The organism is Streptomyces sp. NPDC007863 (genome assembly GCF_040633895.1).
GTDB lineage: Bacteria > Actinomycetota > Actinomycetes > Streptomycetales > Streptomycetaceae > Streptomyces.
In genome coordinates, this window is record NZ_JBEYEI010000003.1 from 300,823 (window position 1) to 321,701 (window position 20,879).

13 protein-coding genes are annotated in these 20,879 nt (G+C 74.1%); 11 read left to right on the forward strand and 2 right to left on the reverse strand.

Translation table 11 applies throughout. The features are described from left to right. Nucleotides 1-197 precede the first annotated feature (197 nt). The 5 genes from ABZ621_RS06585 to ABZ621_RS06605 all read left to right on the forward strand — a co-directional run bounded on the left by ABZ621_RS06585 (nt 198) and on the right by ABZ621_RS06605 (nt 11,214). Nucleotides 198-2,552: a protein kinase gene (locus ABZ621_RS06585; protein WP_360601332.1), complete on the forward strand. Its 2,355-nt coding sequence runs from the start codon at nt 198-200 to the stop codon at nt 2,550-2,552. Nucleotides 2,553-2,607: 55 nt separating this feature from the next. Further along, nucleotides 2,608-5,619 carry a protein kinase gene (locus tag ABZ621_RS06590; protein WP_360601334.1) on the forward strand — a complete coding sequence of 1,004 codons (3,012 nt, stop codon included), beginning with the start codon at nt 2,608-2,610 and terminating at the stop codon, nt 5,617-5,619. A 136-nt stretch (nt 5,620-5,755) separates the two neighbouring features. After that, nucleotides 5,756-7,528 (forward strand): protein kinase, encoded by a 1,773-nt coding sequence (locus ABZ621_RS06595; RefSeq protein WP_360601336.1) that lies wholly within the window; start codon nt 5,756-5,758, stop codon nt 7,526-7,528. Between the two features lie 152 nt (nt 7,529-7,680). After that, on the forward strand, nt 7,681-9,345 hold the full coding sequence (locus ABZ621_RS06600; protein ID WP_360601338.1) for a succinic semialdehyde dehydrogenase: 1,665 nt from the start codon (nt 7,681-7,683) through the stop codon (nt 9,343-9,345). Nucleotides 9,346-9,405: 60 nt separating this feature from the next. Then, complete coding sequence (locus tag ABZ621_RS06605; protein ID WP_360601340.1) at nt 9,406-11,214, forward strand: GMC family oxidoreductase; 1,809 nt, start codon at nt 9,406-9,408, stop codon at nt 11,212-11,214. Nucleotides 11,215-11,967: 753 nt separating this feature from the next. Here the strand turns inward: ABZ621_RS06605 and ABZ621_RS06610 are convergent. Further along, entirely contained in the window at nt 11,968-12,288 is a 321-nt protein-coding gene (locus ABZ621_RS06610) for a chorismate mutase (protein WP_360601342.1), read from the reverse strand. 350 nt (nt 12,289-12,638) lie between these two features. Here ABZ621_RS06610 and guaA point away from each other — a divergent pair, with 350 nt between their 5' ends. The 4 genes from guaA to ABZ621_RS06630 all read left to right on the forward strand — a co-directional run bounded on the left by guaA (nt 12,639) and on the right by ABZ621_RS06630 (nt 17,183). Then, nucleotides 12,639-14,231 carry a glutamine-hydrolyzing GMP synthase gene (gene guaA / locus ABZ621_RS06615; RefSeq protein WP_360601344.1) on the forward strand — a complete coding sequence of 531 codons (1,593 nt, stop codon included), beginning with the start codon at nt 12,639-12,641 and terminating at the stop codon, nt 14,229-14,231. Between the two features lie 135 nt (nt 14,232-14,366). After that, the gene (locus tag ABZ621_RS06620) at nt 14,367-15,155 is read left to right on the forward strand and encodes a class II aldolase/adducin family protein (RefSeq protein ID WP_360601346.1); all 789 of its coding nucleotides are present in this window, start codon (nt 14,367-14,369) and stop codon (nt 15,153-15,155) included. Between the two features lie 158 nt (nt 15,156-15,313). Next, nucleotides 15,314-16,570 carry a hypothetical protein gene (locus ABZ621_RS06625; RefSeq protein WP_360601348.1) on the forward strand — a complete coding sequence of 419 codons (1,257 nt, stop codon included), beginning with the start codon at nt 15,314-15,316 and terminating at the stop codon, nt 16,568-16,570. Between the two features lie 145 nt (nt 16,571-16,715). After that, a complete protein-coding gene (locus ABZ621_RS06630) occupies nt 16,716-17,183 on the forward strand; it encodes a DoxX family protein (RefSeq protein WP_360601601.1) in 468 nt (155 codons plus the stop codon). Between the two features lie 156 nt (nt 17,184-17,339). On the opposite strand, the gene ABZ621_RS06635 is transcribed toward ABZ621_RS06630, so the two are convergent. Then, nucleotides 17,340-18,704, reverse strand: coding sequence for a PspC domain-containing protein (locus tag ABZ621_RS06635; protein ID WP_360601350.1), 1,365 nt, complete (start codon nt 18,702-18,704; stop codon nt 17,340-17,342). 157 nt (nt 18,705-18,861) lie between these two features. On the opposite strand from ABZ621_RS06635, the gene ABZ621_RS06640 reads away from it, so the two are divergent. Continuing rightward, nucleotides 18,862-20,130 carry a PspC domain-containing protein gene (locus tag ABZ621_RS06640; protein WP_360601352.1) on the forward strand — a complete coding sequence of 423 codons (1,269 nt, stop codon included), beginning with the start codon at nt 18,862-18,864 and terminating at the stop codon, nt 20,128-20,130. Continuing rightward, entirely contained in the window at nt 20,127-20,876 is a 750-nt protein-coding gene (locus tag ABZ621_RS06645) for a response regulator transcription factor (protein WP_360601354.1), read from the forward strand. The genes ABZ621_RS06640 and ABZ621_RS06645 overlap by 4 nt, the downstream gene beginning before the upstream one ends. Nucleotides 20,877-20,879: the final 3 nt, after the last annotated feature.

Below are 20,879 nucleotides of genomic sequence, written 5' to 3' on the forward strand. Positions count from 1 at the left end.
CGGGGGATCCGCCTGACGGTACGTCCGTGACGAGGGGGAACCCGGGGGCGCGTGTGGCGCGTCGTCATACCGGAGTACGGACCCGGGGGCGCCACCCGTCCTGAGGTGAGGGACAATGGCCTCTCTTCCAGGGCGGGTTGCCGCAGCGTGTGGAGTGCGGCGGGCGCGGCGGAGATCAGGGAACGCAGAGGGGACGCATGTCGGAGTCGGAGCAGTCGCGGGACACGGCGCAGCCCGAGGACGGGAAGCCTCAGGACACCAGGCCCCAGGACGCGAAGCCCCAGGGGGCGAAGCTCCAGGACACCACGCCGGGGGACACCGCGCCGGGAGACGCCGCGCCGGATGACGCGGCGCCTCGGGACGCGAAGTCCCAGGACGCGCGGGACCGGGGCACGGACTCCCCGGAGGCCGAGCCGCAGGACGCGAAGCCGCAGGACGCGAAGCCGCGGGGCGGCGCGTCCGCCGACCCGCGGGCCGAGCGGGCCGCGGCCGCGCCCCGGGACCGCGTGCCCGGGACCGAGCCCTCGACCGGACGGGCCGGTTTCGGCGCCGGGGACGGCGACGGGCAGCGGCCCCCTGCCGACCGGCTCCGCAAGGGCGCCGGCTCCTCCTCGGCCACCGAGACCGAGGGCCGGCTGCTCGCCGGCCGCTACCGGCTCGGCGCCCTCCTCGGCCGCGGCGGCATGGGCACCGTCTGGCGCGCCGTCGACGAGACCCTCGGCCGCACCGTCGCCGTCAAGGAACTCCGCTTCCCCAACAGCATCGACGAGGACGAGAAGCGCCGCCTCATCACCCGGACCCTGCGCGAGGCCAAGGCCATCGCCAAGATCCGCAACAACGGCGCCGTGACCGTCTACGACGTCGTCGACGAGGACGACCGCCCCTGGATCGTCATGGAGCTCATCGAGGGCAAGTCGCTCGCCGACGCCGTGCGCGAGGACGGCGTCCTCACCCCGCGCCGCGCCGCCGAGGTCGGCCTCGCCATCCTCGACGTGCTGCGCTCCGCGCACCGCGAGGGCATCCTGCACCGCGACGTGAAGCCGTCCAACGTCCTCATCTCCGACGACGGCCGCGTCGTCCTCACCGACTTCGGCATCGCCCAGGTGGAGGGCGACCCGTCCATCACCTCCACCGGCATGCTCGTCGGCGCCCCCTCGTACATCTCGCCCGAGCGTGCCCGCGGCCACAAGCCCGGCCCCGCCGCCGACCTGTGGTCGCTCGGCGGTCTGCTCTACGCGGCGGTCGAGGGCTCCCCGCCGTACGACAAGGGCTCCGCGATCGCGACCCTCACCGCCGTCATGACCGAGCCCGTCGACCCGCCGAAGAACGCGGGCCCGGAGCTGGAGCAGGTCATCTACGGGCTGCTCGCCAAGGACCCGGCGCAGCGGCTCGACGACGCCCGCGCCCGGGTGCTGCTGCGCGCCGTGCTCGACGCGCCCGAGGCGGCGCCGGAGCCCTCGCCCGAGGTGACCAGGATCGTTCCGCTGCCGGCCCGCCCCGAGCGGGACCCGGAGGCCGCGGCCGTCGCCCAGGAGAAGGCCCCCGAGCCCACCGCCGAGCGGATGCGGGGCGCCCTCGCCTCCGTACGGAACGCGGCCGCGGCGGCCAAGGCCGAGGCGAAGGCGAAGGACCGCGCCAAGGAGAAGCCCCGCGAGCCCCGCGAGCAGGGCGGGCAGCGGCCCCGGCCCGTGCCCGCGCAGGGCGGCGCCCGGCCCGCGCCGGCCCGCGCCCCGCTCACGGACGTCGTCCCCCGGCGCACCCTGGTGATCATCGCCGCGGTGGCCGTCCTCGCCATCCTCGGCACCATCCTCGCCGTCTCCCTGAACGGCGGCGAGAAGGGCTCCGAGGGCAAGGGCGGCGAGACCACCGCCTCGGCCGGGACCACCGCGGGCGGCGACGGCGGCTCCGGCACCGACGGCGGCAAGGGCGGCACGTCGGGCGACCCCACCGAGCAGGGCGGCGCCCAGCCCGGTGACACCGGCGCCACGGACAACGGCGGCGCGAACGGCGCGAACGGCGCCACGGACGCGTCCACCGGCCAGACCGGCACCACCACGCCCACCGCCAAGCCCAGCGCCGGCACCGGCGCCGCGCTCCCGGCCGGCTACACCCTGGTCACCAACGACCGCTTCAAGTTCTCCATGGCCATGCCCGCCTCCTTCTCCATGCGCCCCATAGACGGCTACAGCGGGGGCGCCATATGGAGCGAGAGCGGCGGCTTCCCGCGCGTCCAGGTCGACTTCAACGCCAGCCCGAAGGACGACGCGAGGGCGGCCTGGCTCGCCGCCGTGGGCGCCGTCCGCGCCAGCAGCACCGGCTACAAGCACATCCGCGTCGACTCCGTCCCGTACAACGGCTACCCGACCGTCGCGGACTGGGAGTTCGAGCGGACCCAGAAGGGCATGCGCGTCCACGTCCTCAACCGCGGCTTCAAGGTGGACGCCAAGCACGGTTACTCGATCATGGTCAGCTGCAAGGCCGAGGAGTGGAACGGCGCGGAGTGCAAGACGCTGCGCGAGACGGCGTTCGCCACGTTCAGCCCCAAGGACTGACCGCGGCCCCGTATCGTGAGCGACGGGGCACGACCAATGCGCAGGGGGAGGCGCCGTGGACGAGTACGCGGGAAGAGTGCTCGCGGAGCGCTATCGCCTTCCGCTGCCGCCCGCCGGCTCCGCGGGTCTCGTCGAGCTCGTCGAGACCCGCGCCTTCGACACGTACAGCGGGCAGGAGGTGCGGGTCCGTCAGGTCCCGCTGCCCGAGATCGTCGACGCGGAGGTCCTCGGCGAGGGACCCGCGCCCACCGGAGCGTACGGCGCCGCGGGCGGCGCCACCCGCAGACCGGCCGAGCCGGTCGTCCGCCGGGCGATCGAGGCCGCCCAGGCCGCCGCGCAGATCCCCGACCACCCCTTACTCGACCAGGTCTTCGACGTCTTCGCGGAGGCCGGCTCGCTGTGGATAGTCAGCGAGTACGTCGCCGCGCGCCCGCTCTCCGCCCTCCTCGACGAGGGCCCGCTCAACCCCTTCCGCGCCGCCGAGATCGCCGCGGATCTCCTCACCGCCCTGCGCGCCCTCCACGCCCACGGCTGGGTCCACCGCAACATCACCGCCCGCACGGTCCTCGTCTGCGACGACGGCCGCGTCCTCCTCACCGGCCTCGCCGCCGGCGCCGCCGAGGAGGCTCTCTGCGGCTACGCCCCCGTCCCGGACCCCGACGACCCGGCCTTCCGGGCCCCGGAGGAGGAGTACGGGGAGCGAGGGCAATACGAGGAGCAGGGGGCGTACGAGGAGTACGAGGAGTACGAGGCGGAGGGGGAGTACGAGGCGTACGACGCGCCCGCGGAGGAGACCTACGAGCCCGAGGCGACCTACGAGCCCGAGGCGGCCTACGAGCCCGAGGCGGACGGGCCCGAGGCGTACGAGCCCGAGCCGTACACCGTGCAGGCGTACGAGCACGACGGGTACGAGACCGGGGAGTTCGTGGCGCCGGAGGGCGGGGGTGGCGTCCCCGAACTGCCGCCCGCCGCCGAGCCCGTCCCGTACGGGGTCGATCCCTACGGGCTCGCGACGCCCGTGCCGCGCCCCGCGAGCCCGCCGGAGGCCCCGGCGGTGCCGCCCAGCGCCGATCTGCGGGCGGCCCGGGCGGGGGCCATCGCCGCCTACCGAGCGGCCACCCGCGCCGCCGCCGCGCGCATCGGCGACACCGGGCCGCTGCCGGTCCAGCGCACCCCCGAGCCGGGCCCCGCTCCCGAGCCCGAGCCCGCTCCCGAGCCCGAGTCGGGGGCGGAGTCCCCAGCCGAAGCGGTCCTTCCGGAGGCCACCAGGCCCGGGCCCGCGCCCCAGTGGTGGGCACGCGCGGCGGACGGCGAGGACGACGAGGACGACGAGGACGAGGACGGGGACGGGGAAGGCGCCGCCGCGGACGGCCGGCGGCCGTACGGCGGCGGCCCGTACCCGCCCCGCCTGATGCTCAAGGGCAGCTGGACCGACGGCCCGCACGCCTCCCGGGACGGTTCGCCGCCCGTCCCGGCCGGCGGGAGCCCGGTGCTGCCCGGCTCCGGGCGGCCCGCGCTGCCCGCCGGGTACACGGCCGCCGCCCCGGAGTCCGCCCGCGCGGCCCGGCCGGACGCCGTCGCCGCCGTACCCGCGCAGCAGGTTCCGGCGGGGGAGCGGTACCGGGGTCCGGCCACCCGGCTCGCCGCCGAACGGGCCCGGCAGACCCGGATCGCGGTCGTCGGCGCCGTCACCGAGCGCTGGGCGCCCGAACAGGCCGGCCCCGTCCACGAGAACTGGCGGCTCGCCCCGCCGATCGGCCCCGCCACCGACCTGTGGGCGCTCGGCGCGCTGCTCTACCGGGCCGTCCAGGGCCACGCCCCCTATCCCGAGGACAACGCCGCCGAGCTCGTCCAGCTGGTCTGCGCCGAACCGCCCGCCTTCGCCGAGGAGTGCGGCCCGCTGCGCCCGGTGGTGGAGTCGCTGCTGCGCCAGGACCCCACCGAACGCCCGGACTTCGAGGAGCTGCGCGGCTGGCTGCGGTCGCTGGTCCGCTCCGCGCCGGAGCCGGAGGCGGAGTTCGCCGCCGCGCCCCCGCCGCCGTTCGACGCGAAGCGGCTGCCGATCCTGCGCCGCAGGGGCGAGCTGGTGCGCCGCCGCCGCGCCGCCGGCGCGGGCCGCAATCGCCACCGCCACCGCCGCGGCAAGGAACCCCGGGGCGGCAGGACACCCGCGCCCGCCACCACCCCCGCCCCCGTACCCGAGGAGCCCTTCGAGCCCCAGGAGCTGTTCGAACCCCGGGAGCACGAGCCCCGCCAGGAGGAGTACGAGCCCAGGGAGTACGAGCCCCGCCAGGAGTACGCGTACGGCTACGAGGACGCGGAGCCCGAGCCGCCGCGCCCCCGGACCGCGCCGCGCTCCCGTGGCCGGCGCGTGCTGCTCGTCGGACTCCTGCTGCTCGGTGCCGCGCTCGCGTACGTCGCCGTCGCCCTGCCCCGGGGCGGCGAGCAGCCCGCCGGCGCCCGCCCGACGGCGACCACGGCACCGCCGCCCGCGAAGCCCACGGCGACCGCGACCGCGACCACCCCACCCCCTGCCACCCCGACGTCGACCCCGGCCTCCGCGCCCCCGTCCACGCCCCCCTCCGCGTCCGCGTCCGCCTCCGGCCCCGCCCTGGCCTCCGGTTACGTGCTGCGCGAGGACCCGGAGGGGTTCCGGATCGGGGTGCCGCGCGACTGGCGGCGCAGCCCCGTCAACGCCGCCGGCCAAGTCCGCTACACCGGCGGCGACTTCACGCTGATCGTCGTCCCCGGCCGGGACAGCGTCCGGGACAACGGCTCCGATCCGCTGGAGTACCAGAACACCAAGGAGCGGGAGCTGGAGCCCTACCGGCAGTCCAGCTGGTCCGAGTTGGTGAGGTCGCGGCGGGTGGACATCGGCCGCACGCCCACCGCCGAGGGCCAGTACACCTGGTACGACGGCGCGGGCCGCAAGGTCTTCGTCCACAACCTCGCGCTCATCGACGGCGGCCGGTACCACGTGGTCCAGGTGATCGGTCCGGACAGCGACCGGGACCGGGTCGCGGAGATCTACGGCGAGGCCGTGAAGGGCTTCCGCCCGGGCCGTTGAGCCGGCCCCGATCCGGCCCCGAGCCGGTGTCGATTCACCCGCGGCGGTCACAGTGCGGTTCCTTTGCGGGCCCCGCGGTTCCGTCCGCCGTCCCCTCCTCCGTAACCTGGCATCGGAAGCTACGGGGCGGGGGCAAGTGGAACATTCTCAGGGCACAGGCGCGGGGCTGTTGCTCGCCGGACGGTACCGGCTCGTCGAGTCCATCGGACGCGGCGGCATGGGCAGGGTCTGGCGCGCGCACGACGAGGTGCTGCACCGCGTGGTGGCGGTCAAGGAGCTGACGGCCGGCCGGTTCGTGGCGGAGGCCGACCGGCTGGTGCTGCACGCCCGCACCCAGAAGGAGGCGCGGGCCGCCGCCCGGATCACCCACCCCGGCGTGGTGACCGTCCACGACGTCCTCGAACACGACGACCGGCCCTGGATCGTCATGCAGTTCGTCGACGGCCCGTCGCTCGCCGACGCCGTCAAGGAGGCCGGGACGGTCGAGCCCCGCGAGGCGGCCCGGGTCGGCCTGCACGTCGTCGGCGCGCTGCGGGCCGCGCACGCGGCCGGCGTGCTGCACCGGGACGTGAAGCCCGGAAACGTCCTGCTCGCGCGGGACGGGCGGGTCCTCATCACCGACTTCGGCATCGCGGCGATCGAGGGCGACTCCACCATCACCCGGACCGGCGAACTCGTCGGCTCCATCGACTATCTGGCGCCCGAGCGGGTCCGGGGCGGCGACCCCGGCCCGGCCTCCGACCTCTGGTCGCTCGGCGCCACCCTGTACACGGCCGTCGAGGGCACCTCGCCGTTCCGCCGCACCTCCCCGATCAGCACCATGCAGGCCGTCGTCGGCGAGGAGCCGCCGCACCCGGCGAACGCGGGGCCGCTGGCCGCCGTCATCGTGGCGCTGCTGCGCAAGGACCCGGAGCAGCGGCCGCGCGCGGACGAGGCCGAGCGGATGCTGCTCGACGCGATGGAGGGCCGCAGCCCGCAGACCGCGCAGGCGTACGTGCCGACGCAGCGGATGGACCGGGAGCAGATCGTCATGCCCCCCGGTACTCCCGGCGCGGCCTCCGGTGCTCCCGGTACGGCCTCCGGTCCGTCGGGCACGGCCTCCGGTGCGGCCGCCGTCCCGGAGGGCGTACCGACCTCGGCGTCGCCCCTGACCCCGCGTACCGTCGAGTGGCCCGACCCGGCGGGGACCTCGGGCGGGACCTCGGGCGGGGCCTTCGCGCCGCCGTCCGGGACTGCCGCGGCGGGGCCGCGTCCCTCCGCCTCCGCGGGGAAGGGCCGCTGGCGCTCCGCGGTCCTCACCGCCGTGCTCGCCGCCGCCGTCGCGGGCGGCGCCGTCTTCGCCGTGATGCAGTACGGCGGGGGTGGGGACGGCGGGGTCGAGCCGGGCCCCGTGGCGAGCAGCGGTGTCGCCCCCGGTCCCACCGCGGGCGACCGCAAGGGCGTCGCGGCGGACGAGGTCCCGGCGGGCTGGAAGCGGGTCGACGACCCGGCGGGGTTCTCCCTGATCGTCCCCGAGGGCTGGAAGCGTCAGGTGGAGGACGACAACATCGACTACACCCCGGACCGCGGCCGGCACCGTCTCCGGATCAGCATCGACCCGAGCCCCGACTTCGAGACGCCGTACGCCCACCTCCTGGACCTGGAGAAGACGCTCAAGAAGCGGATGGACTACCAGCGGGTGTGGCTGAACCAGAGCACCTACCGCGATCACGTGAAGTCCGCGCTCTGGGAGTTCACCTGGACCGAGAAGCAGAACTTCCCGGGCCCCCGGCACGCGATCGACCGGCTGTACTACGCCGACGACGGCACCGAGTACGCGATCTACATGACCTCGCCGGAGTCGAGCTGGGACACGACGCGCGAGCAGTTCGACCTCGTCCTCCAGCACTGGCGGGCACCCGGCACCTGACCCCGGAAAAATCTTCGTGAGGGGCCTGCGCAGGGCCGTAAGCCGCTGATCAGGGCTTATATGCCAGTGATCACTGGCGTGATGTGTGCGTGGGGTGAAAACGCGTTACCGGCGGGTACCCAAAGACCGGAACGAGGCCTACCCTCGGCGTCATGACGGACTCGCAGGCCCCCGCCGCCCTCACGATCGCCGCCGACCCCGCCCCGGCGGCCCGCCCCGCCGCCCCGGCCGGTGCGACCAACCCGGTCGCCCCCGCGCCGGCCGGAGCCCGGACCGCCGCCGACGTCGTGACGCCGGAGCTCGTCGCCCGGCTCACCCGGGGTGTCGTCGGCTCCGGCCGCACCGCCAACCACACGCCCTTCACCGGGGCGAAGCTGGCGGACCTGCCGGAGGCCACGCCCGAGGACGTCGCCGAGGCCTTCGACCGCGCCCGCGCCGCGCAGGCCGCCTGGGCCGCCACCCCCGTCCGGGCCCGCGCCGCCGTCCTGCTGCGCTTCCACGACCTGGTCCTCGCCCGCCAGTCCGAGGTCCTCGACCTCATCCAGCTGGAGACCGGCAAGGCCCGGCTGCACGCCCACGAAGAGGTCCTCGCGGTCGCCGTCGCCGCCCGTCACTACGGCCGCAAGGCGCCCTCGTACCTTCGTCCCAAGCGGCACACCGGCGTCGTCCCGACCCTCACCAAGGTCACCGAGCTGCGCCAGCCGCGCGGGGTCGTCGGCCAGATCGCGCCCTGGAACTACCCCTTCGAGCTCTCCGTCGGCGACGCCCTGCCCGCCTTCGTGGCGGGCAACGCGCTCGTCATGAAGCCCGACACCGAGACCGCGCTCACCGCCCTGTGGGCCCGTGAGCTCCTGATCGAGGCCGGTCTGCCCGCCGAGGTCTTCCAGGTCGTGCTCGGCGAGGGCCCGGTCGTCGGCCCCGAGGTCGTCCGCCACGCCGACTACGTCTCCTTCACCGGCTCCACCCGCACCGGCATCGAGGTCGCCAAGGGCGCCGCCGCCCGGCTCGTCGGCGTCTCCCTCGAACTCGGCGGCAAGAACGCCATGCTGGTGCTGAAGGACGCCGACATCGAGAAGGCCGCCGAGGGCGCCGTCCGCGCCTGCTTCTCCTCCGCCGGCCAGCTCTGCATCTCCATCGAGCGCCTGTACGTCCACGAGTCGATCGCCGACGCCTTCGTCGAGCGCTTCGCCGCCCGCACCAAGGCCATGCGCCTCGGCAACTCCCTCGCGTACGGCGCCGACATGGGCTCCCTCGTCGGCGAGCGCCAGCTGGAGGCCGTCACCCGGCACGTCGACGAGGCCGTCGCCAAGGGCGCCACGCTCGTCGCCGGCGGCGTCGCCCGCCCCGACCTCGGCCCGCTCTTCTACGAGCCGACCATCCTCGACGGCGTCGAGGCCCCGATGGCCGTCTGCGCCGAGGAGACCTTCGGCCCGGTCGTCTCGATCTACCGCTTCACCGACGAGGACGAGGTGATCGAACGCGCCAACGCCACCGCGTACGGCCTCAACTCCTCCGTCTGGACCACCGACGCGCGCCGCGGCCACGCCGTCGCCGCCCGGCTGCGCACCGGCACGGTCAACATCAACGAGGGGTACGCGCCCGCGTACGGCAGCGTCCGCGCGCCGATGGGCGGCATGAAGGACTCCGGCCTCGGCCGCCGCCACGGCTCCGAGGGCATCCTCAAGTACACCGAGGCCCAGACCGTCGCCCAGCAGCGGCTGATGCCGCTGGCGCCCTCCTTCGGGATGGACGACGAGAAGTACGCGGCGGTGATGAGCCTCTCCCTGAAGGCGCTGAAGGCCCTGCGCCTGAGCTGACCCCCGCTCGACGCCGTTCCGTTCCTGCCCGTTTTCGTCCTTTTCCTCACGAGGAGAGCCATGACCGCGGTATCCCCTGCCCGAAACCAGGACGAGGAAGACGCGTACGACTACGACGTCCTCGTGGTCGGCTCCGGCTTCGGCGGTTCGGTCACCGCCCTCCGGCTCACCGAGAAGGGCTACCGGGTCGGCGTCCTGGAGGCCGGCCGCCGCTTCACCCGGGAGACCCTGCCGAAGAACTCCTGGGACCTGAAGAACTTCCTGTGGGCGCCGGCCCTCGGCCTGTACGGCATCCAGCGCATCCACCTGCTCGGCAACGTGATGGTCCTCGCGGGCGCGGGCGTCGGCGGCGGCTCCCTCAACTACGCGAACACGCTGTACGAGCCGCTGGCGCCGTTCTTCGACGACCCGCAGTGGAAGGACATCACCGACTGGCGCGCCGAGCTCGCCCCGTACTACGACCAGGCGAAGCGGATGCTGGGCGTCCGGCTCAACCCGACGATGACCCCCTCCGACGTGCACCTGAAGGCCGCCGCCCAGGCCATGGGGATCGGCGACACCTTCCACATGGCGCCCGTCGGCGTCTTCTTCGGGGACGGCGACGACGGCGACGGGACGGCGAAGGCGAAGCCGGGCGGCGAGGTGGCCGACCCCTTCTTCGGCGGCGCGGGCCCCTCCCGCAAGGCCTGCACCGAGTGCGGCGAGTGCATGACCGGCTGCCGCCACGGCGCCAAGAACACCCTCAACGAGAACTACCTCTACCTCGCCGAGAAGGCGGGCGCGGCCGTCCACCCGATGACCTCGGTCGTCGCGGTCACCGAGGACTCGCGCGGCGGCTTCGCGGTCAAGACCCTCCCGACCGACGACCGGAAGAAGGGCAGGGGCCGCACCTTCACCGCCCGCGAGGTGGTCATCGCCGCCGGTACGTACGGCACCCAGACCCTGCTCCACCGGATGAAGGACAGCGGGCTGCTGCCCCGGATCTCCGCCCGGCTCGGCGAGCTGACCCGCACCAACTCGGAGGGCCTGGTCGGCGCGCAGACCACCGACCGGCGCTACCGGCGCAGGCACGGCGGGCAGAAGGCCGACTTCACCCGGGGCGTCGCCATCACCTCGTCCGTCCACCCGGACGAGAACACCCACATCGAGCCGGTCCGCTACGGCAAGGGCTCCAACTCGATGGGCGGCCTCACCGTCCTCCAGGTCCCCTACGGCGCCCACCGGGTGCGCAACTGGGCCCTCAACATGGCCCGGCACCCGCTGCTGGCGCTCCGCTCGCTCTCCAACCGGCGCTGGTCCGAGCGGACCATCATCGGCCTCGTCATGCAGTCCCTCGACAACTCGCTGACGACCTACCGCAAGCCCGGCGGCCTCGGGAAGGGCCTGCTCACCGCCCGCCAGGGGCACGGGGCGCCGAACCCGACGCAGATCGAGGCGGCGACCCGGGCCGCGACCCTGATCTCCGAGGAGATCAACGGCTTCGCCGGTTCCAACATCGGCGAGGTGATGGGCACCCCGCTGACCGCGCACTTCCTCGGCGGCTGCCCCATCGGCGCCGACGCCGAGTCCGGCGTCATCGACCCGTACCACCGGCTCTACGGCCACCCGGGCATCTCGGTCGTGGACGGCGCGGCGGTCTCCGCCAACCTCGGTGTGAACCCGTCGCTGACGATCACCGCGCAGGCGGAGCGGGCCATGTCCTTCTGGCCGAACAAGGGCGAGGAGGACCCGCGGCCGCGGCAGGGCGAGGCGTACGCGCGCGTGGCGGCGGTCGAGCCGAAGTCCCCGGCGGTCCCGGCCGAGGCGTTCGGCGCCCTGCGGCTGCCCTTCCTCGGGATGCCGGCGGTCCCGCCGAAGAAGACGGCCTGACGCTCCGGTCCCGGACGGAGGGGCTCCGACCCCGGACGGGGGGCTCGGGCCCCGGACAGACAGAAAGGGCGCTGCACCCCCCTCCGAGTGCAGCGCCCTTCCGGCTTTTCGGTGTTGCTGCATAGATGACCACCGGGCCCCGCCTTTGGTTGTAGGCGTTGTACGGGATCTTTGTGTGACGCGCGTCACGTCGTGATGGCGGAGCGTGAAGAGGGCCCGTGCCGCGATTCCGGTCGCGGCACGGGCCCTGGGTCGGCACCGGTGTCAGGGCAGCGGCGGTGCCGAGCGGAGCGGCGCCGGGGGGTCGCGCCGCGTCGGGGAGGAAAGTCGGGGGAGGGACGACCGTGGGGACGGGGCTGAGGCGGTGGGGGAGGGTGAGCCGGTTGCGGTCGGCCCCGGGCGTCCCCGGGACCGACCGCCCTTTATGGGTGACCGGGCTGCTGTCCCCTGCCGTCCGGTCACGCGCGCTGGGGCGAGGTCCCACGACGTGCCAGAAGCACGTCACACGCCCCAGCGAAGCCACGCGTGGTTTCCTGCGGGCCCGCCCCTGGCTGGCACGGACACCCCGCTCAACGAGGCCCGGCGGGGGCCGGTCACGCGCCGTACGGGTGAGTCCGGCACCGAACGGGGGTGCGGGGCCCCACTCGTCGGGTGCGAGCGGGGCTGCGGGCGGGGCCTGGGGGGCGGGGTCTGGGGGACGGGCGGCCTCGGCCGCGGGGGCCTCGGCCGTGGGGGCTTCGACCGCAGGCGGTCTCAGACGCGGCCCCGGCACAGCTCCAGCATCGTCATCGCCAGCGCCGTGCCCGGCTTGCCCAGCGCGTCCCGGTAGTGGGCGAGCACGTCCATCTCGCGGGCCAGGTTCACCCGCCGGCCGCCGGAGGAGATCCGGGCCTCCTGGATCACCGCCGAGATCGCCATCCGTTCCTGGATGAGACCGATGATCCGGTCGTCCAGCGCGTCGATCCGCTCGCGGGCGTCGCCGATCAGCGAGGCCGCCTCGTCGGTGCGGGCGCCGGTCTGCTCGGCGAGGGTCTTCGCGGGGAGGGTCTTCGTGGTGGCGGTCTGCGCGGTCATGCGGGGCTCCTGGGTGGTGTGGAGGCCCCGGATCGGCACGGCCCGGGAAACGCCAGACGCCCCGGGCCTTGTCGGCCCGGGGCGCCTGGGAAGTCGCTTGTCAGTTGCTCAAGCAGCACGACCATGGCAGCCGGTGGGCCGGTTGCCATAGGTAAACACGAAGGTCGAGTGCTTGCGCATGGCGCCCAGTATGGACCCCGCCCTCCGTACCGGGGCAAGCCGGGCCCGGATGGTGAGACGAAGGCCACCCACGTTCGGATGGTGAGACGAAAAGAGACACGCGCGCGCCGGTAGAATCGACAAATAGCCCCCTCCCTCGGGAACCCTCCTACCGCCGGAAGGCCGCCGAAGTGTCATCAGCGTCCCCCGCTGCCGCGCCCGACGTCACCAACCCGGACGTAGTCCTCGTTGTCGACTTCGGCGCCCAGTACGCCCAGCTCATCGCCCGTCGCGTCCGTGAGGCGCGGGTCTACAGCGAGATCGTCCCGTCCACCATGCCGGTGGCCGAGATGCTGGCCAAGAACCCGAAGGCGATCATCCTCTCCGGCGGCCCGTCCTCCGTGTACGCCGAGGGCGCCCCGCGCCTCGACCGTGCGATCTTCGACGCCGGCGTCCCCGTCTTCGGCATGTGCTACGGCTTCCAGCTGATGGCGACCACGCTCGGCGGCACCGTCGACAACACCGGAGCCCGCGAGTACGGCCGCACCCCGCTGCACGTCTCCAAGGCCGGCTCCACCCTCTTCGAGGGCACCCCGGTCGAGCAGTCCGTGTGGATGTCGCACGGCGACGCCTGCTCCGCCGCCCCCGAGGGCTTCGCCGTCACCGCCTCCACCGACGTGGTCCCGGTCGCCGCCTTCGAGAACGACGAGAAGAAGCTCTACGGCGTCCAGTACCACCCCGAGGTGCTGCACTCCACGCACGGCCAGCAGGTCCTGGAGCACTTCCTCTACCGCGGCGCCGGCATCGAGCCCTCGTGGACGACCGGCAACGTGATCGAGGAGCAGGTCGCGGCCATCCGTGCCCAGGTCGGCGACAAGCGCGCCATCTGCGGCCTCTCCGGCGGCGTCGACTCCGCCGTGGCCGCGGCCCTCGTCCAGAAGGCCATCGGCGACCAGCTCACCTGCGTCTACGTCGACCACGGCCTGATGCGCAAGGGCGAGACCCAGCAGGTCGAGAAGGACTTCGTGGCCGCGACCGGCGCCCGCCTGGTCGTCGTCGACGCGGAGAAGCGCTTCCTCGACGCCCTCGCCGGCGTCTCCGACCCGGAGACCAAGCGGAAGATCATCGGCCGCGAGTTCATCCGCGTCTTCGAGCAGGCCCAGCTGGAGATCCTCCAGGAGGAGGGCCCCGAGGTCGCCTTCCTGGTGCAGGGCACCCTCTACCCGGACATCGTCGAGTCCGGCGGCGGCACCGGCACCGCCAACATCAAGTCGCACCACAACGTGGGCGGCCTCCCCGACGACATCGAGTTCGAGCTCGTCGAGCCGCTGCGGCAGCTCTTCAAGGACGAGGTCCGGATGGTCGGCCAGGAGCTCGGCCTGCCCGAGGAGATCGTCCAGCGCCAGCCCTTCCCGGGCCCCGGCCTCGGCATCCGCATCGTCGGCGAGGTCACCAAGGAGCGCCTGGACCTGCTCCGCGAGGCCGACGCCATCGCCCGCGAGGAGCTGACCGCCGCCGGTCTCGACCGCGAGATCTGGCAGTGCCCGGTCGTGCTGCTCGCCGACGTCCGCTCCGTCGGCGTCCAGGGCGACGGCCGCACCTACGGTCACCCGATCGTCCTGCGCCCGGTCTCCTCCGAGGACGCCATGACGGCCGACTGGTCGCGCCTGCCGTACGAGGTCCTCGCCAAGATCTCCACCCGGATCACCAACGAGGTCGCCGACGTCAACCGCGTCGTCCTCGACGTCACCAGCAAGCCCCCGGGCACCATCGAGTGGGAGTGACCCCTCCCGCACGCGCACGAGGCCGCCGTCCCCGCACCCCGCGGGCGGCGGCCTCGCCGCTTCCCGGCCCGTCCGCCCAGACCCGTCCCGTCCGGCCTCTGGTGACTTGACCGGCCGGGCGTTACCTTCCGGCGCATGACCGAGACACCGGCCCCCGTCCCCGTCGACCGGCTCCACTTCGCCATGCCGCCCGTCCACGCGACGGCCGAGGAGGAGCGCGTCCACCGCAAGCAGCGGCTCGCCGGCGCGCTCCGCCTCTTCGGACGGCTCGGGTACGAGGAGGGCGTCTCGGGTCACATCACCGTCCGCGACCCCGAGTACGACGACTGCTACTGGGTGAACCCCTTCGGCGCCCCCTTCGGCGACCTCACCGCGAGCGACCTCGTCCTCGCCAACGGCGACGGGCAGGTCGTCCTCGGCGGCCAGCACGTCAACCAGGCCGCCTTCACCGTCCACGCCCAGGTCCACCGCGCCCGCCCGGACGCCGTCGCCGTCGCGCACACCCACTCCACCCACGGCCGCGCGCTCGCCGCCCTCGGCGAACTCCTCGACCCCCTCACCCAGGAGGCCTGCGCCTTCTACCAGGACCACGCCCTCTACGACGCCTACACCGGCGTCACCGTCGACGCCGAGGAAGCCCGCCGGATCGCCCTCGCCCTCGGCCCCTTCAAGGGCATCGTCCTGCGCAACCACGGCCTCCTCACCGTCGGCGCCTCCGTCGACGCGGCCGCCTGGTGGTTCATCGCCATGGACCGCTGCGCCCGCATCCAGCTCGCCGCCCGCGCCGCCGGCAAACCCGTCCTCATCGACCACAAGGACGCCGTCGCCACCCGCGAACAGCTCGGCAGCGACCTCGTCGCCTGGATCAACTACCAGCCCCTCTGGCGCAGGATCAGCCGAGCGGAGCCCGAACTCCTGTCGTAACACCATCGCTTCACCCTTCTGTACGTCAATGAGATGGCTCGGCAATCACTCTTCGGCGGGGCGCGCGCGGCCCTCGCGAGCACCCTCGGTGCGGCACAATTCCGAGAAAACGGCGGCAGGTTGAGGTCGAAACCTCGAACTCGGGAAGTGACAGCACGGTGGCGGTCCAAGAGGCGAGACACTACGGCGGGCGCCACGGCGCCGACGCCCACCCGACGGCCTGCGCCGGCTGCGCCCACTGCGGCGAGACCGGCCACCGGCGGGCCGTCGCCGCCTTCCTCGCCCGCCGGGAGGAACTCGCCGCCGGCCACGGCGTCCCCGTCGCCGTCGCGCACTCCCCGGTCGCCGCCCGCCAGTGGGTCTCCGACGAACTCGCCCAGTCCGCCCGCGCCGTCACCGCCCACGGCCGGGAGGCCGGACTCGCCTGGCTCGCCCGCGTCCGCACCGGCAGCCTCGCCGCGATCTGGGCCGCCGTCCTCGCCCTCCTCCTCGGCCAGGCCCTCACCGCCCTCGGCACCGGCTGGACCACCACCCGCACCACCGGCCTCTGCACCGCCCTCCTCCTCGCCGTCCCGCTCACTGCCGCCGCCCACGCCCACCGTGCCCGCGGCGGCCTCCTCGCCCCCCTCACCGGCGAGGACAACCGGCTCTCCACCACCCGCGCCGTCGCCGCCGCCTGGCTCCTCTTCCTCTGCTACGCCCTCCTCTTCCTCACCTCCCGCGCGCTCACCGCCACCCCCGCCGCCTTCGGCCTCGCCCGCGCCGCCGGTCTCGTCACCGTCCTCGCCCTGGTCTCCGCCGTCGCCGTCACCGCCCGCCTCGTGGTCTCCACCCGCATCGCCGGCCGCCGGCTCCAGAAGGTCCGCGCCGACCGGCCCCGTGCCGCCGACCTCCTCTGCGACGACAACGGCCGGGCCGACCTCGCCGACGTCCAGTACGTCCTGGTCTCCGGCGCCGTCCTCGCCTTCGCCGCCGTCCGGCTCGCCGCCGACCCGGCCCGCCTGCCCGAACTGCCCTGGTCCCTCGCCCTCCTCCTCGCCGTCTCCGCCGTCTGGCACCTGGCCGCCAAGTGCACCGAGGGCGGACCGCCCGCCGTCCACGCCGTGGTCCGCGCCCGCGAGGCCGGCGACCTCGACGCCCCCATCCGCACCGGCGACGACATCGAGATCCGCGGCCTCGGCTTCGTCCCTCCCGGCGCCGCCGCCCCGGACCCGCTCACCCGGCTCGTCGTCCGCATCGGCCCCGTCCACGCCCACGTGCCCCTGGTGCCGGTCCCCGGCGGCTTCGCCAACCCCACCGACACCGTCCTCACCGTCCCCCTCCCCGCCGACGTCGAGCCCGGCCGGGTCGAGATCTCCGTCGTCACCGCCGCCGGCTTCGAGACCAACCGGGTGACGATCGACGTCGCCGACTGAGCATCCGGTCCCCTCCCTGTGTCCCCTCACAGGACAAGCGGAGACAATCGGTCCGCGAACAGTCGTACGGGGTGTGGAGAGGTGACCGATCATGAGTCAGTACGCGGACCGCCCCCGAAGGACCCGGTTCGGCCTGGAGAGCCGCATGGACGTCTGGCGGGCCACCGCCTCCCGCTACGCGCTCCTCCCGCTCCGGATCTTCCTCGGCGTCACCTTCGTCTACGCCGGCCTCGACAAGCTCACCGACCCGGCCTTCCTCGCCGACACCGGCACCGGCTCCATCGGCGAGACCATGCGCGGCGTCCGTGACTCCTCCGCCATCCCCGGCCTCGTCGACCTCGCCCTCAACAGCCCCACCGGCTTCGGCTACGCCATCGCCTTCGGCGAGCTCGCCGTCGGCCTCGGCACCCTCATCGGCCTCTTCGCCAGGGTCGCCGCCCTCGGCGGCGCGCTGATCTCCCTGAGCCTCTGGCTCACCGTGAGCTGGCAGGTCGAGCCCTACTACCTCGGCAACGACCTCGCCTATCTCATGGCCTGGCTGCCACTGCTGCTCGCCGGTGCGCCCGTGCTCTCCGCCGACCGGCTCCTCGCCGAACGCCGCCGGATGCCGTAGGCCACCCACGTCACCAGGCCGGCCACCCACAGCGCACACCACATCACCGGGATCGCCAGCCACCACGGGGCCGGCCAGAAGCCCGCCAGCTTCCCGCCGTACGCCCCGGCCAGGCCGAGCGCGGCCACGCCGACGACCAGCCGGCCCGGACGGAACTCATGAAGCAGCACGGGTGACCTCCACCTGTCCAAGTCCGACCTCCAGCGAGAGGTCCAGCGTCCCCGCCGGGTCCGTCCCGGCCGGAGGGTTCAGCGTCCGCGTCTCGTCGCGGTCCGGGGCGACGTCGATGTCGTCCGGCGCCTGCCCCGGCAGCTGCAGATCACCGAGACCCACCTGGGCGTGGAGCTTCACCACCACGTCCTGCGGCACGATCACCTCCAGCTTCCCCGCGCCCACGTCCACCGCCGTCGTCACCGTCTTCCCCTCGGGCACCGAGAGCCGGGACAGATCCAGCGTCCCCACCCCCGCGCCCAGGTCGTACTGCGGCTGCACGGCCGCCACCGAGGCCGGCGTCCACGTCTCGCGCGTCCAGTCCGTGGTGATCTTGTCCGGCAGGGCGACCGCCCCGGCGAGGAGCGCCGCCGTCACCACCGTCTGGAAGATCGTCCCGAAGCCGGTGCGCCCCAGGAAACTGCTGACGACCAGACCCAGACCGAGCACCGCGAGCGCGGCCGCGAGCCCCGTCGCCAGACTGGTGCCCAGCGGCTGCGACTCCCACGTCAGGGCCGTGCCCGTGATCGCGGCGGCGATCGAGAGCAGATCGACGAGACCGGCGATCGAGTACGGGCTGCGCCGCACCGACGGTGCCGGCCGCCCGGGATCGACGGGCGGGCCCCACTGGCTGCCCGGCTTCGGCACCTCGCCGCCCACCCGGCCCTGCTCGTCGACGATGCCGTGCGGGCCCCACAGGTAGCCGATGGCCACCTTGCCCGTCGACCCGTCCTTCACGATCGGGTCCCGCCACCACGAGCTCATCTCCCGCTCGACGAACGTCAGCGGCGGGGCCTTCGTCTCCGGCGGCACCGGGACCCGGCCGTGCGGCGCCGCGGGCTTCGCCGCCGCGGCGCCCTCGGCCTCCCCGTCGACCCCGCGCCGCTGCGACCAGTACGCGGCACCGGCCGTCACCAGCGTCAGCGTCACCGCGAAGCCCATCAGCGAGCCCGTCCGCAGCGTCGACAGGAAGATGCCGCAGCCCACCAGCGCCATGAGTATCGCCGCGAGCGAGGCACCCGACACCCGGCCGGTCAGCAGCCGCCGGCCCTCGCTCTCCTCCTCGCCCGCGAGCGGGATCACCAGCCACGCGAAGCCGTAGAAGACCAGTCCTATGCCACCGGTCACCGCCAGCACCGACAGCACGATCCGGAAGATCACCGGATCCATGTCGAAGTGCCGGCCGAGACCGCCGCAGACCCCGCCGACCACGCGGCTCGTGTGCGAGCGGCGCAGGGGAGCGGCCGGCGCGGCACCCGCCGCCGGCGGGGCCTCGTCCTGCGTGTGCTGCGAAGGCGTCGAACTCGTCATGCGTCCATGGTGACCGCCCGTGACCCCAGGACGGCACCGGGAACGACCCTGGCACGACCCTGATATTCGACGGCCGCGCCACCCCGAGGCGAACCCGGGGCCGATCTCAGGGCGGACCCTGATGCCCCGGACGCGCAGGGCGTGTGACGATCGGTGCATGTCCGCAACCGCTCGTGTCACCGACACCGACGAACCGCCCGTGCGCAGGCTCTACCGGAGCGCCGACGGGCGGTGGCTCGGCGGTGTCGCGCGCGGTCTCGCCGGACACCTCGGTCTGCCCGTCGCGTGGGTGCGCGCCGTCTTCGCGGTGCTCGTCCTCACCGAGGGCCTCGGGCTGCTGCTGTACGCGGTGTTCTGGATCGTGGTCCCGCTCGGCGTCGGCGGCAAGGCCGAGTCCCGTCCCCTCTTCGAGCTCTCCGAGGACGGCAGACGCCGGCTCCGCAAGCCCGACCGCGGCCAGATCCTCGCCCTCGTCGCCCTGGCGATCGGCGCGTCCGTCTTCATCGCGAACCTGCGGGTCGACGGCGAGACCGGGCGGTACGTGTGGCCGACGCTGCTCATCGGCGTCGGTGTCGTCCTGGTCTGGCGCCAGGCGGACAACGCCCGCGCCGAGGTCTGGACCGGCCGGGGGGACACGCGGCGACGGCGCAGCTTCCACCTCGTGCGGGGGCTCGTCGGCGTGGCCCTGGTCGGCACCGGCCTCGCCGTCTTCGTCGTCGTGCGCGGCTCCATCGCCCAGATCGGCACCGCGCTGACCGCCTCCGTGGCCGTCCTCACCGGCATAGCGCTGCTCGCGGGCCCCTGGCTGATACGGATGTCGCAGGACCTCACCGCGGAGCGGACCCTGCGCATCCGCGCCCAGGAGCGGGCCGAGGTCGCCGCTCACGTCCACGACTCCGTCCTGCACACCCTCACCCTGATCCAGCGCAACGCCGACGACGCGGGCGAGGTCCGCCGGCTCGCCCGCGCCCAGGAGCGGGAGCTGCGGAACTGGCTCTACAAACCCGAGGGCACCGGCAAGGACGAGGAGCCCGAGACCCTCGCCGAGGCCGTGAAGCGGGCCGCCGCCGAGGTCGAGGACAACCACGGCGTGCCGCTGGAGGTGGTCGTCGTCGGCGACTGCCCGCTCGACGAGAAGCTGGCCGCGCAGATGCAGGCCGCGCGCGAGGCGATGGTCAACGCCGCGAAGTACGGTGGCGAGGGCGGGGCGGTGCAGGTGTACGCCGAGGTGGAGGGGCGCACGGTGTTCGTGTCCGTGCGCGACCGAGGCCCCGGTTTCGACCTGGACCAGGTCCCCGAGGACAGAATGGGCGTACGGGAATCGATCATCGGCCGGATGCAGCGCAACGGCGGTACGGCTCGTCTGCGGGCCGTACCGGGCGGGGGCACCGAGGTCGAGCTGGAGATGGAGAGGGCGGACGCATGAGCGACGAGACCGGGGCGACGGCCGGAGCCGGCGGGGAGACGGGCGCGGGCACGGCGGGTGGCACGGGCGGTTCGGGTGGCGCCGGGCGCCGGGTACGGGTCGTCCTCGTCGACGACCACCGGATGTTCCGCACCGGCGTGCAGGCCGAGATCGGGCGGACCGACGTCACGGGCGTCGAGGTCGTCGGCGAGGCCGCCGACGTCGACCAGGCCGTCACCGTGATCACCGCGACCAGGCCGGAGGTCGTCCTCCTCGACGTCCATCTGCCCGGCGGCGGCGGGGTCGAGGTGTTGCGCCGCTGCGCCGGGCTGATGGCCGCCGCCGAGGACCCGGTCCGCTTCCTCGCGCTCTCCGTCTCGGACGCGGCGGAGGACGTGATCGGCGTGATCCGGGGCGGTGCCCGCGGCTATGTGACCAAGACGATCACGGGCACCGACCTGGTGGACTCGATCTTCCGGGTGCAGGAGGGCGACGCCGTGTTCTCCCCGCGCCTCGCCGGCTTCGTCCTCGACGCCTTCGCGTCCACCGACGCGCCGCCGGTGGACGAGGACCTGGACCGGCTGACCCAGCGGGAGCGGGAGGTGCTCCGGCTGATCGCCCGCGGCTACGCGTACAAGGAGGTCGCCAAGCAGCTGTACATCTCGGTGAAGACCGTCGAGTCGCACGTCTCCGCGGTGCTCCGCAAGCTCCAGCTCTCCAACCGGCACGAGCTGACCCGCTGGGCGACAGCCCGCCGGCTGGTCTGAGGC